At 35.8% G+C, this 13,451-nt stretch carries 8 protein-coding genes and 1 tRNA gene; 8 read left to right on the plus strand and 1 reads right to left on the minus strand.

Annotated elements, in window-relative coordinates:
• The first annotated feature begins 232 nt into the window (after nucleotides 1–232).
• The 4 genes from IPK91_14980 (at nucleotide 233) to IPK91_14995 (ending at nucleotide 9,498) form a co-directional block, all read left to right on the plus strand.
• Nucleotides 233–2,011, plus strand: coding sequence for an ATP-binding cassette domain-containing protein (locus IPK91_14980; protein MBK8298550.1), 1,779 nt, complete (start codon nucleotides 233–235; stop codon nucleotides 2,009–2,011).
• Nucleotides 2,012–2,031: 20 nt separating this feature from the next.
• A complete protein-coding gene (gene murB / locus IPK91_14985; protein ID MBK8298551.1) occupies nucleotides 2,032–3,024 on the plus strand; it encodes a UDP-N-acetylmuramate dehydrogenase in 993 nt (330 codons plus the stop codon).
• Between the two features lie 408 nt (nucleotides 3,025–3,432).
• The gene (locus tag IPK91_14990; protein ID MBK8298552.1) at nucleotides 3,433–7,278 is read left to right on the plus strand and encodes a T9SS type A sorting domain-containing protein; all 3,846 of its coding nucleotides are present in this window, start codon (nucleotides 3,433–3,435) and stop codon (nucleotides 7,276–7,278) included.
• Between the two features lie 12 nt (nucleotides 7,279–7,290).
• The gene (locus IPK91_14995; protein ID MBK8298553.1) at nucleotides 7,291–9,498 is read left to right on the plus strand and encodes a PQQ-dependent sugar dehydrogenase; all 2,208 of its coding nucleotides are present in this window, start codon (nucleotides 7,291–7,293) and stop codon (nucleotides 9,496–9,498) included.
• Nucleotides 9,499–9,536: 38 nt separating this feature from the next.
• Here the strand turns inward: IPK91_14995 and IPK91_15000 are convergent.
• Nucleotides 9,537–9,614 (minus strand) — tRNA-Val (locus IPK91_15000).
• A 165-nt stretch (nucleotides 9,615–9,779) separates the two neighbouring features.
• On the opposite strand from IPK91_15000, the gene IPK91_15005 reads away from it, so the two are divergent.
• The 4 genes from IPK91_15005 to IPK91_15020 all read left to right on the plus strand — a co-directional run bounded on the left by IPK91_15005 (nucleotide 9,780) and on the right by IPK91_15020 (nucleotide 13,373).
• On the plus strand, nucleotides 9,780–10,628 hold the full coding sequence (locus IPK91_15005) for a TerC family protein (GenBank protein ID MBK8298554.1): 849 nt from the start codon (nucleotides 9,780–9,782) through the stop codon (nucleotides 10,626–10,628).
• Between the two features lies 1 nt (nucleotide 10,629).
• Nucleotides 10,630–11,451 carry a 3'-5' exonuclease gene (locus tag IPK91_15010; protein MBK8298555.1) on the plus strand — a complete coding sequence of 274 codons (822 nt, stop codon included), beginning with the start codon at nucleotides 10,630–10,632 and terminating at the stop codon, nucleotides 11,449–11,451.
• A gap of 93 nt (nucleotides 11,452–11,544) precedes the next feature.
• Nucleotides 11,545–12,279, plus strand: coding sequence for a hypothetical protein (locus tag IPK91_15015; protein MBK8298556.1), 735 nt, complete (start codon nucleotides 11,545–11,547; stop codon nucleotides 12,277–12,279).
• Nucleotides 12,276–13,373 carry a cytochrome C peroxidase gene (locus IPK91_15020; GenBank protein ID MBK8298557.1) on the plus strand — a complete coding sequence of 366 codons (1,098 nt, stop codon included), beginning with the start codon at nucleotides 12,276–12,278 and terminating at the stop codon, nucleotides 13,371–13,373. Before IPK91_15015 ends, IPK91_15020 begins: the two co-directional genes overlap by 4 nt.
• The last annotated feature ends 78 nt before the right edge of the window (nucleotides 13,374–13,451 follow it).

Raw genomic sequence — 13,451 nt, forward strand, 5'->3', positions numbered from 1 at the left:
GGTGACAATAAAATACCAATGGCGGTAAAAGACTTGAAAGCGGGTACCTACGTGGTGTATCTCTACTATAATAATAAAATAGTCTCCCGGTATAAATTTGAAAAAATTTAGAGTTTAAATAAATAGATTAAATCAAAGAGCTACCCGCTAGGTAGCTCTTTTTTTTTCTGGTCATTTATTGGAATGCTCTGTACGCTAAACACTTTACTTATAAAAGTGTTAGTTGCAGTGTATGGCAACTAGACAGAAAATTACTAAAGAAGGATTTTTAAAATCTTATCGCATTTTGCGATTTATAAAACCATATCGATGGTATTTTATCATTGGGATGGTTTGTCTGGTCATCAGCAGCTCTATGTTTATGATTTTTCCGGCTGCAGCTGGCGAAATGGCAAACACAGCCATTGGTAAAGGGACTTGGAATATACCCGTGAATCAGTTTGGATTAATTTTTCTAGTAATTTTAATAATTCAAGGGGTACTTTCTTATTTTAGAACAACCTGCTTTGCTGTTGTCAGTGAAAAAGGCATTGCAGATGTTCGATTTGCACTATATGAAAAGCTTATTTGTCAGGATCTCAGTTATTTTGAATCTCACCGTGTTGGTGAATTAACCAGCCGACTTACTGCAGATGTCGAGCAGCTTCAAGCAGCTTTTTCAATAACGCTTGCAGAATTTATTCGCCAATTGGTTGTTTTAATTAGTGGCGTTTTTATTTTGGCCTGGATGAGTCCGAAATTGGCTCTGATCATGTTGTTGAGTTTCCCTGTAATCGTGATTGCAAGCATTCTGTTTGGAAGGTATATCCGGGGACTATCCAGAAAGCGGCAGGATAGTTTGGCAAATACCAATATCATTGTAGAAGAAAGTTTTCAATCATTCCAGACAGTTAAAGCGTTTACAAATGAATTTTTTGAGATAAAAAGATTTTCAAATTCAATTTCAGAAATGATTGCTATTTCAATGAATTATGCACGAATGCGTGGTTTGTTTTTCATATTTATCATAACGGTATTGTTTGGAGGTTTGTTTTTTATTTTGTGGGAAGGTGCCATGATGGTTGAAAAGGGTACAATGCCTGTTGGTGATTTGTTTTCATTTATAATTTATACCGGGATCATTGGAGGTGCCATAGCGGGACTGGGAAATTTATATACGGCACTTGCAGGATCGATTGGGGCAACTGAGCGTATTCAAGATATTTTAGATCGTCATCAGGAAATTAATATAGAGGATCAGCAATCCATCGAAGAACTGAGATTTAAAGGCGATGTTTCATTTGAAGATGTTTGTTTTTCATATCCTGGAAGACCAGATTTTCAAGTATTGAAACACATACATTTCGATATTAGCAGTGGTCAACGCATTGCACTTGTTGGGGCCAGTGGTGCTGGAAAATCAACTTTAATCCAGCTGTTAATGCGGTTTTATAATACCGATAAAGGAGTGATCAAAGTAGATGGCAAACCAGTTTCAGATTATAATTTAACTGCCTTTAGAAAAAATCTGGCAATAGTACCTCAAGAAATTTTACTTTTTGGAGGAACGATTCGTGAAAATATTTTATATGGAAAACCAAATGCATCTGAGGAAGAATTAATGGAAGCATGCAGAAAATCAAACTCTTTGGAATTTATTAATTCATTTCCAGATAAATTTGAAACCATTGTTGGTGAACGAGGGATCAAGTTAAGTGGTGGTCAAAGACAACGTGTTGCAATTGCGCGTGCAATTTTAAGAAATCCTTCTATTTTAATATTGGATGAAGCAACCTCTTCCCTGGATGCAGAAAGCGAGCGACTCGTGCAGGATGCACTTGATAAATTAATGGAAGGACGAACATCCATCTTAATAGCACACAGACTCTCTACAATAAAAGATGCGGATTGTATTTATGTATTAAAAAAAGGACAAATTCAGGAAAGCGGCAGCCACGAAGCTTTATTACTAAAACCAAATGGAATTTATAAGTCATTGGTAGAATTGCAACTTGAAACGACAGATGTATAAGGCTTTTTATAAATTTGAGCATGCATTCATTAAAAGAATATAATAGTTTTGGAATAGACGCAGTAAGCAAGGAATTAATTATAATTAAAGATTTAAGTGATATTATTCATACAGATTTTTCAAAACCTTACAAGATTTTAGGTGCAGGAAGCAATGTGTTGTTGTTAAGTAATAGTTACGATCGGATTCTGGTCAATGAGTTGAAAGGAATCCAAATAGTAGATGAAACAGACCAAGATGTTACCATTCAGGTTGCATCAGGTGAAAACTGGCATGAATTTGTAATGTGGTCGGTATCGAAAAATTTTTCAGGGATTGAAAATCTTAGTTTAATTCCAGGTACGGTTGGAGCAGCACCTGTTCAAAATATTGGCGCCTATGGCGTTGAATTAAAGGATGTGTTGCTGTCAGTAGAAGGATATTTTTTACCACAGAAAACTAAAAAAGTATTCAGCATTCAGGAATGTGACTTAGGATATAGAAGCAGCCTGTTTAAAACAACATTAAAGAATCAGTTTTTTATAAGCGGGATTACTTTAAAGCTTTCTAAAATTCCAATCTTTAAATTAGAATATGGAAATCTTAAAGAAACGCTTGCTAAAAAGGGTATTTATAAACCCACAATACAGGATATAAGTATGGCAGTGATCGAAATCCGCCAATCGAAATTACCGGATCCTAAAAAAATTGGAAATGCAGGTAGTTTTTTTAAAAACAGTTCCATCCCTAAAATTCAGTTTGATATTTTAAAATCTAAATTTCCCGAAATGCCGGGTTACCCTGACCATACGGGTTTGGTTAAACTTTCATCCGGATGGCTTATTGAACAATGTGGCTGGAAAGGCAAGCAGTTGAATCAGGCCGCTTGTTACGAAAAACAGGCATTGGTATTAGTTAACTTAGGTCAGGCAACCGGACAGGACATTCTCCAATTGGCAAATAAAATTCAAGGGGATGTTTTTTTAAAGTTTGGTCTGCATTTGGAGCCGGAAGTGAATTTATGGTATAATTGATTTATTTAACACATACTTCCCATAGGAATTCATTTGCGAGCCAAATTAACTTCACGACTAAGGCTATGAAATTCAAATTCAATGGATTTTTAATTCACCTCAGTTCGAAATTCTTGCAAGTTGTAATAAGCTTATAGTGTTTTTGAATCTTAAACGATCTCTGGGTGCAATTTTGAATTAATAAAAATATTTTATTATAAATCAATGAATTATATATTAAATAAAATATTCATTTATTTGGTCCCTCTTTTTTGGGATTTCAAAACCTATTCAATTTATTGACATTTTAGTCAAGTTCAATAGAAAATTTGGCTTGCGTGTTGAATATTCTAATTAAATTTACTGAATTAAGGCTTGTTTAAGTAATTAATGCCTTGGTATCATTAGAATTAGTTTCGTCATAAATAAATGCAGATTGTCACGCTTTTTTATTGGTTAATGGCTTTTTGGTCATTTCCTATTTCAGTACAGAAAGGAGTTATACCCGCTGAATCTACAATTGCTTGTGCTTGCAACAGGCAAGCCGATTCCTTGATTCTCGTTGAATTTTATAATGCTGCTGGTGGATTGAATTGGAGTAATACCTGGCAATTAAATACACCTGTAAGCCAATGGTTCGGGGTAAGTTTAAATGCCATAGGTTGTGTTCAAAGCATTAACCTTCCCAACAATAATTTAGAGGGTGAGATTCCATTCAATATGGGAAATTTAAGTGGCTTGCGATTGCTTCATTTATTTGGAAATAAATTAACTGGAAATCTACCACCCAGTTTAGGCAATTTATCGAGTTTAGAAGATCTTGCTTTGGAAGATAATCTCTTCAATGGGGAGATTTCAACTGAATTGGGCAATTTGGGTTCTTTAAGATTTTTAGCACTTGCAAAAAATAATTTTAAAGGAAGCATTCCATCCAGTTTGGGAAATTTATTGAACCTCATTTTATTAAATCTGAGTTTTAATGAACTCTCAGGAACGATTCCGGTTTCATTGAGATTTTTAACCAAACTATCTATTTTAGATCTTCATCAAAATAAATTAGAAGGGGTTGTTCCTTCTGCATTGGGTCAATTGGTTAATCTTACAGAATTGTATTTAAACCAAAACGTATTAACTGGCGAATTGCCAGCTTCTTTTAGCAACATGACAAAATTGAACCATGCTTGGTTTAGTGATAATTTATTTGTTGGTTTAGTACCAGACTTGCGTGCCGCACCTTTAAATAGTCTAAGGCTTGAAAATAATGGATTTGACCAAATACCGGATTATAGTACGGTAACCAGTTGGGGAAATCAATTGCCCTTTGGATTTATAATTTACGGAAATAAATTTACGTTCGATGACTTAATCCCATTAAGTAAAATACATAAAAGATATTATTATTCATTTAAACCCCAGGATCCTATCGAATTGGATTCTGTAATTTTTGTGCCTTCTGGAAATACGTATGTTATTAATACAGGTGTTGATCCGGGATTGTCAGATAATAATTTTAAATGGTTTAAAGATACCAGCATTGTTTATATAAGCAACCGAAATACATATGAACTGATTCAGGTTTCAGAATCAGATGAGGGTTATTACAGTGGACGTATTACCAATCCAATCATCAATGATTTTGAATTGGAAATTGCTCCGTTTCGTGTGGTAGTTTACAATCCAGCACTTTGTGATAAGCCGTTGGCTGCAGGTTCATGTAAAGATGCACCCGAATTTTGTAGCACGCTTGGTTTAAATAGTTATTGCGGTTCTTTGACTTTAAAAGATACCAATGCCCAGGTATTTCTTTGTGATTCTTTTGGATTCACTACGAATGCCAGATGGCTTTCATTTATTGCGCCATCAGATACCATTGAATTTGAAATTTTTCCTATGAATTGTTTAGGTATCGAACTAAACGGAGAAGAATTTATTGGAATGCAGGCCAGCATTTGGGCAAGCTGCGGTGGAGATCCTGCAAATATTGTATCATGTACACCTACCTGTCACGAAGCGCATTTTAAAATTGGGGGAACTAATTTTAAAATTGGCGAGAAATATAGTTTGGTATTGAATGGTTGTATGGGCGATTTATGTGATTATTTAATAAAGCTTAGAATTGGCAAGAAGAATTTTGAATTGGAAGAACCCGGCGTCATTAGTGGAGATCAATCTTTTTGTCCAGACAATCAGGATCATATTTTTTCAATTAAACGCATTATCGGAGCATCTGGATATTTATGGTTTATCAATGATACCCTGTTTCAAACAACGACCGACAGTTTTATAAACATTCAAAGTCTAAAACCAGCAATCTATCAATTAAAAGTAAAAGCAATCAGCATATGCGATACCACAAACAGTTCGTTTTTGGTTTTTCAGATTACTCCGGCTTTAACCTTAAGTGATGAACTCATCCATAAAATAAAAATTGATTCAGCATATTCTGTAAGTTTTAAAGTGAATGGAGGTGTACCACCTTATTCAGTCACCAAAGGTCGCGGTAAAATTGATTCAGCAACTTCTAGTTTTGTTTCTGATACTTTTTTATGTCGTTCTGGTTATGATTTTGAAATCACGGATTCCAGAGGTTGTACCGCAAGTTTTAGTGGTACTGAAAATTGTGGTTGCAATTCACAAGCAGGAGCCATGCCAACAGATTCAATTCATATTTGTGAAGGCCAGAATTTTACTGTAAAATTTAGTGGACCTGAAATTCAAGACCCGGGAGATGTAGGTGTTTATATTTTATTTTCCAATCCAATCAACCCAAAAGCTTCTATACTTAAAACAAGTACCAATGGATTGTTTCCATTTGATCCTGCCAAATTTAAATTTGAAATTCAATATTATGTTTCACGTGTGGTAGGCCGGGCCTTACCAAATCGCGATGTTAATTACAATCATCCCTGTTTGAGTTTTTCGAATTATCAACCGGTGAAATTTCATGCAAGGCCTTTGGTTTCTGCAGGACCGGATTTAAGTTTTTGCGGATTTGAAGGATCGATTTCCAGTTTTGGAAATTATGCTACAGGCGTCTGGAAAAAAGTTAGTGGACCGGGAAGGGTTTCTTTTGAAAATCCTTTGAGTGATCAAACAAAAATATCAGTTGATTCATTTGGAGTTTTTGTAATCAGTAGAGAGGTTAGCAATGGATATTGTATTAATAAGGATGAAATCAAAATTAGTTTTACAGAAACCCTTAAACCAGTTATCGATGGATTTTATTTTGTGTGTTCAGGTCAGACCACACGTCTGGATGGTGGCCCGTATGCAAAATTTAATTGGTCAACGGGTGATACCAGTAAAATACTAAACATAAGCAGTTCTGGAACATATTGCCTGACGGTAACAGATAATAGTGGTTGTACAGGATCCACTTGTATTGCAGTTAGCAATTCAACTGCCCCTTCTCCGGTTTTAATTGGTCCGGATACAGTTTGTACTGGTGACTTAAAGTTTATTCAATTATCTCAAACTTTTTTGGCTTATAAATGGAATACAAATGATAGCACCAGCATCTTACCGATCGATACAGGGGGTACGTATTGTGTAACGGTTACTGGTTCGAATGGATGCCTTGGTACAGATTGTATTTTTGTAGGTTCAAAATCAAGATCCTATTCCGTGAGATTCGATACGGTATGTTTTGGAGAAACATTTTCTTTGAATGGTCAATTCTTTGATCAACCCGGAGTTCATGATGTAATTATTGATGGGGGTGCAGGCAATTTATGCGATAGCGTCGTGAGAGTTCATCTCAGCTGGCGGCCTCAGATAATAGTTAAAGATACTACCATAATTAAAGACGATGGAACCAATAGCGGTGCAATCAGTATTGTAATCAATGGAGGTTCTCCGCCTTATAATTATCTATGGAGTACAGGATCAAAATCTTCAATCATAACAAATTTACGGACGGGATCGTATAGTGTAGTCGTTACAGATTCCAGAAATTGCAAAGCAAGTTTTGTATTTAATGTTCCTCGACTCACGGCAATAGATCAATATACAATTAAAAAGAAATTGGTTACGGTATTTCCAAATCCAATGCGTGTAAATCAACAATTAATTGTTAGAAACGAAAGCAGTTCGGGTAATTTATTCATAAATATATATTCTCTGGATGGTTCCTTATACTATAAGACGGAATGGTTAACCCGGAAAAATCAGGATCTACTTCAGTTGGACGTTTCCATGCCTGCGGGAGTTTATTTTGTTAAAGTTTTTAATTCAGAGAATAGCTCTGAAGTCCAACGACTTGTAATTCAAAATTAAAATAGAACACATATGAAACAATTCTTTGCAATTTATTTTGCATTGTTTATTATTATTAATATAACAAAAGCTCAAAATGGAATTCGCGTAAGCAAATACATAGGCGGTGTTACTGCACCCGTTGGGATGGCTCACTGCAATGATGACAGATTATTTGTTATCGAACAAGGGGGTAAAATCCGAATCATTGAAAATAGTAAATTGGTTGATTCCCCTTTTTTAGATATCACAACAAAAGTTAGATTTAGTGGTGAACAAGGATTGTTGGGTTTGGCTTTTCATCCAAAATATGATTCCACAGGATTTATTTATGTGAATTATATATCGAGATCCTCTCCTGCACAGACCGTTATAGAGCGTTATACTGTTTCTGCAACCAATAAGAATAGGATTGACCCAAATTCCGGACAAGTAATATTGACAATTACCCAACCTTATGCGAATCATAATGGCGGTTGTATAAAATTTGGGAAAGATGGCTTTTTATATATAGGCATGGGTGATGGTGGAAGTGGAGGTGATCCTCAGAATTATGCACAAAATAAAAAGTCTTTATTAGGTAAAATGCTGCGCATTGATGTGGATACCAGTATGCGATATAAAATTCCTGCTTCGAATCCATTTGTAAATGATACAGCTTATTTGCCTGAAATTTGGGCAATAGGTTTAAGGAATCCATGGCGTTTTAGTTTTGATAGGCTTACACAGGATTTATGGATTGGTGATGTAGGGCAAGGAACTTGGGAAGAAGTAGATTTTGATGCGTATGGATTCCCGTTTGGAAAAAATTATGGCTGGAAATGCTGGGAAGGAAATAAAGAAAATAGCACTACCGGATGTTTACCTAAAAATGCCTATACCTTTCCAATTCATCAATATGGAAGAGATCCCGGAGTGAATTGTGCATCGATTACTGGAGGGTATGTGTACAGAGGATCGGATTATCCATCCCTGTATGGAAAGTATTTCTATGCGGATTATTGTGTTGGTAAAATTTGGCTTATCAACAGAACATCGGATACCTCGTATTCAAATCAATTGGTGTATAATTTTACAGACAATGCATTAGCAAGCTTTGGGGAAGATTCGAAAGGTGATTTGTATTTTACAGACGTTACAACGAGCAGTATTTTTAAAATTTCGGATACCTGCAATTTAAAAGTAAATGTAATCACAACGGATCCGATCTGTTTTGGAGAAGCCAATGGGCAAGCAAAATCGAATGTTCCGGATCCATTCAATACAAAATTTAAGTGGTCAACTGGAGATACCCTTTCAGAACTAAAAAATCTCAAAGCTGGAACCTATCAATTAAGTGTTTTATATAATGGTTGTTTAGCAAATTCATCATTTATAATAAATAATCCACCGGCCAATATTACTCAACTTGAACGGTTTAGTTGTGATGTAAATGGATTAGGTTCCGATACCATCGTTTTTGCTACGCGAACCTGTGACAGTATTGTGATCGTAACAACCAGCTTGAAAGTTCCAGATACTTCTTGCATAACCACTCCTTTTATTACCTCTTTTTGTAAAGGGGATTCTGCACTTTTGATTGCTTGTGATCCAGTGGGAGCTGTTTCCTATAAATGGTATCGAGATGGTATTCCAATAGCTAAATCGAATATAAAGAGACTCTGGATTTATGAACCTGGAAATTATCAATTTACCTACATAGATAGTATAGGATGTGAATCTTATTTATCACCAGCGATTAATATCACGGTATACCCGATTCCTGAAAAGCCTTCTATAACTTTGAGCAATGATACCTTGATTGCTACACCGGGATATACAAGTTACAGATGGTTTCTAAATGGAAACCTGTTGGGTGGTAGTATTCTAAATACCTGGATTGCTACGAAAGAAGGAATTTATCAGGTAGAAATTATTGATTCAAATCAATGTCACAGCGTATTGTCTGACACCATTCGATTTATAGTTACAAAAAACAAGGACGTATTTAATAAAATTCGCCCCATTGAACTGATCCCAAATCCGGTAGCTTCACAACTTTTGATAAAACTCAATGCATTTCATGAATCAGCAGTAAACTGGAAAATATTAAATGCACAATCAGAAGTTGTACTTCGAGGAAACGGTCAAGCTATTCGTAATTCGTTAATTGTTGATGTTCAAAATTTGTTGGCAGGTTTTTATATTTTTATAGTAGAGCAGGAACAGGTTAGATCCATAAAATATTTCCTAAAAATTTAAAACAAAATAAGAAAGCAACATGTCCAGCTTGTAAATGCTGGTGGGTGTTGGCAGGCTCGAACTGCCGACCTCCGCCCTGTCAAGGCGGCGCTCTGAACCAACTGAGCTAAACACCCATTATCAGGCTGCAAATTTAAAGTTATATCTGTATTCTCCAAATAAGTTTGTTGGATGAACGGGATAGTCCAATATAAACTGGCTTTTTTTTGTATGAAAGACGGAGGTTTGATCTATTTTTGACCGTTTATCAGATTATTCATTAAAAATTAAAATTTTGATCGATGTTTGAAATACCTGATTTTGGAAGTTTCGAGATTATTATGAGTTTTCTCACCCTGACTTTTTTAGAAATAGTGTTAGGTGTTGATAATATTATTTTTATATCGATTACTGCTGCCAGATTAAATGATGAAGATAAAAAGAAAGCGACCCGAATTGGTCTTTTGGCTGCTATGGTTCTAAGGGTTATCTTATTATTCGGATTAAGTTTTTTAACGGCGATGCAGGAACCATTATTTATAATAAATCAAACATGGTTGCATGCAGGATTTTCAATCCAAAGTTTAATATTAATATTAGGGGGTATTTTTTTAATGTATAAAAGTGTTACAGAAATCCACCACAAGCTGGAGTCTGATAATGATATGGATCATGCCGGAAGTGGTATAAAAAAAGTGAGTTTAACAAATGCAATTATTCAAATTTCTTTGATCAATCTTATATTCAGTTTGGATTCAATTTTAACAGCTGTTGGAATGACCAATGGATTGCATGGTGCATTGTGGTTGATGGTCATTGCTGTAATCGCATCCATTTTGATAATGATGGCTTTTGCTAGTCCGGTTGGTAAATTTGTAAATGAGCATCCAACCATCCAAATGCTGGGACTTTCTTTTTTAATATTGATCGGGTTTATGTTGATAGCCGAAGGCTCACATCTTGCGCATCTCCATGTTGGTGAAAGTGAAATTGGTACCATACCTAAAGGATATCTATACTTCGCAATTGCATTTTCGCTGCTTGTCGAATTTTTAAATATGAGATTGCGTAAAAAAGTGCGGCCTGTTCAATTGCATGGCATTGAAAAGGAGGCTAAAAAATTGGGTTATTTTAATAAAGAAAAACAATAGAATGTTCACCTTAAATAGAGATTTGATATTTTTTGACGTTGAAACAACCGGATTGCATGTTATAAGAGACCGTATTTTACAAATTGCAATGATTAAGTATTTCAAAAGTGGAGCACCTCCAGAAGAATTATCAATGATTATAAATCCTGGAATTCCTATTGCAGCGGAAGCATTGGCCATTCATGGCATAGGTCCGGAGCAAGTAGCCAACCAACCAAGCTTTAAAGATGTGGCCCAATCGCTTTATGATTTTATTGGCGATGCGGATTTAGCTGGATATAATTCAAATCGATTTGATATTCCAATATTGGCCGAAGAATTTGCACGCTATGGATTTGATCTTGACTTAGATAAGCGCAGACAAATTGATGTTCAGCGAATTTTTTATAAAATGGAACCTCGAACCCTCAAAGCAGCGTACCAATTTTATTGCAACGAAGAATTAATAGATGCACACGATGCATTGATTGATATCAGAGCCACCGTTCGTGTTTTGGAGGGTCAGTTAGAGCGATATGCAGGACAAGATTATAAGGGAGACGATAATGAATTTATTGCCGCTCCTGTAAAACCTGACACGCAAGCTTTGCATGATTTTACCAATGATCTGAAAACATTGGATGCCACGCAACGGTTACGTTATAACGAACAAGGTGAAATTGTATTTAATTTTGGAAAATTTGTTGGTCAAACTTTTGAACAAGTATGGCTAAAGGAATCAAAATATTTTTATTGGATTTTGGATAAGGAATTTTCGTTTCAAGTAAAGGCCATTATTAAAAAATACATTGAATCGAAGAAAATTGAGAATAACCAACAATGATTTGATAAATATCATGCTTATTTTGAAAGATTTCGCCTTATTTTGATCAACTAATTGCTTGACTTGTTCGTTATAAGAATATAATAACATGGAATGAAAAAAATAAGCTTGCTTTTGGTATTCTTGCTTTCTTTTATGTCTTGCAGCGATGAGCGGGATTTAAGTGGTTTCGGAACCCTTCAAATTGTAATAAAGGCAACGTATGGTGGAATACCCTTGTTTCTTGGCAATTCATACGACTATTTTGGAAACGGTTCCATTAAATTTACTAAAGCTGAATTTTTTCTAAGTGATTTGACTGCAATCGCAGAAAGCAGTTCCGTAATTTTTAAAGACGTGGATTATGTGTCAATTTTAGCTCACAATTTGACTTTACAAGATGCTATTGATGGACTCACTTTGAGTTATTTAGTGCCAGGAGGCCATTACAAAGGCCTTTCTTTTAATATTGGTGTGAATCCAGCTCAAAATAAAACAAAACCAGTTGATTACAGTCCATCGTCACCGCTTGGAGAAGGTACCCATTATTGGGCTGGCTGGAATTCCTATATTTTTTCTAAAACGGAGGGGGTGTTGAATAATGGCAACTCCTTTAGTTTTAGTTACCATTCCGGTTTTGACATTGCTTTGCGCAACATTTCAAGTGTACGAGATTTCTACATTGAAAATTCAGAAACTGCGACACTTTACATGGATATTGACTTTAAAAAAATCTTTGAAATCAATGGTACAGGAATGGATATACCCAGCAACCCACAAATCCACAATTCCAGTGATATCATGACAGCATTTGTTGACCGATATAAAGCTGCAATTCAAATCAGGTGAGCCGTTTTATAAAATTAGCTTGTGTCCTTGCGGGCTTTTATTGGTTTAGTGCCTGTAAAGATGATCCGGTTGCAGGAATGGATAATCTTAGCCAAATTCCATACTTACCGGAGGCCTACGCAAATGAAGTACCCAAGGGCCTGCCCCAGCTCCCTTTTACTACAGACGATCCCCTTACAAAAGAAGGGGTCCAGTTAGGAAGGCATTTGTTTTACGATCCAATTCTTTCTTTAGATAGTACCATAGCGTGTGCAAGTTGTCATGATCCACGAAAATCATTTACAGATAATCTTGCGGTCAGCCCAGGTGTTGGAGGCAGTCTCGGAACCAGGAGCAGTATGACCATATTAAATACGGCCTATTTCTATAAAGGACTCTTTTGGGATGGACGCGCGGCGTTTTTAGCAGATCAAGCGGCTCAACCAGTTGAAAATCCAGTAGAAATGCATGAAATGTGGCCATCCGTAATTGATAAACTGAAACGCCATCCAACATACCCAAGCATGTTTCGGAAAGCATTTGGGATTAACTCCAAATCAGAAATCAGTAAAGAATTAGCAACCAAAGCCATAGCTCAATTTGAGCGGATTCTTCTTTCAGGGGGTAATTCCATTTACCAAAAACAAATACGGGGTGAGCTGTTTTTTGATGCGGATCAACAAGAAGGACATGATCTCTATTTTAATGTGGATGTTCTGATCCCTGATGCAGAGTGTTTTCATTGCCATGCGGCTCCCTTGATGATGGCAAATGAGTTTTTCAACAACGGGATAGATACAGTCCAAAGCCTGGATGATTTTAAAGACACTGGACGAGGAGGAATTACCGGAGTCCGGTTTGACAAGGGAAAATTTAAAGCACCCACACTTTACAATATTGCATTGACAGCGCCATACATGCATGACGGACGGTTTAAAACACTTGAGGAAGTTATTGAACATTACAATTCGGGAGGTCATTTTGCAGAGAACAAAGATGGCTTTATCAGAAAACTGGGGCTGAATCGTCGCCAAAAGCAAAGTCTGATTGCTTTTTTAAATACCCTAACAGACACATCCTACCTTCAAAATCCGGATGTTTTAAGTCCGTTTTAATTTATTTTCATTTTTTTTTAGTTAAAAATGACCTTAAATCAAGTCATTTTATATTTTTTTATAAACTTTTTAAGACAA

The organism is Saprospiraceae bacterium, assembly GCA_016712145.1.
Classification (GTDB): domain Bacteria; phylum Bacteroidota; class Bacteroidia; order Chitinophagales; family Saprospiraceae; genus Vicinibacter.

Excerpts from the sequence above, each read along its gene's own strand:
- murB (MBK8298551.1), top strand. The coding sequence starts at position 2,032 with ATGCATTCATTAAAAGAATATAATAGTTTTGGAATAGACGCAGTAAGC.
- IPK91_14980 (MBK8298550.1), top strand. The coding sequence starts at position 233 with ATGGCAACTAGACAGAAAATTACTAAAGAAGGATTTTTAAAATCTTAT.
- IPK91_15005 (MBK8298554.1), top strand. The coding sequence starts at position 9,780 with ATGTTTGAAATACCTGATTTTGGAAGTTTCGAGATTATTATGAGTTTT.
- IPK91_15010 (MBK8298555.1), top strand. The coding sequence starts at position 10,630 with ATGTTCACCTTAAATAGAGATTTGATATTTTTTGACGTTGAAACAACC.
- IPK91_14990 (MBK8298552.1), top strand. The coding sequence starts at position 3,433 with ATGCAGATTGTCACGCTTTTTTATTGGTTAATGGCTTTTTGGTCATTT.
- IPK91_14995 (MBK8298553.1), top strand. The coding sequence starts at position 7,291 with ATGAAACAATTCTTTGCAATTTATTTTGCATTGTTTATTATTATTAAT.
- IPK91_15015 (MBK8298556.1), top strand. The coding sequence starts at position 11,545 with ATGAAAAAAATAAGCTTGCTTTTGGTATTCTTGCTTTCTTTTATGTCT.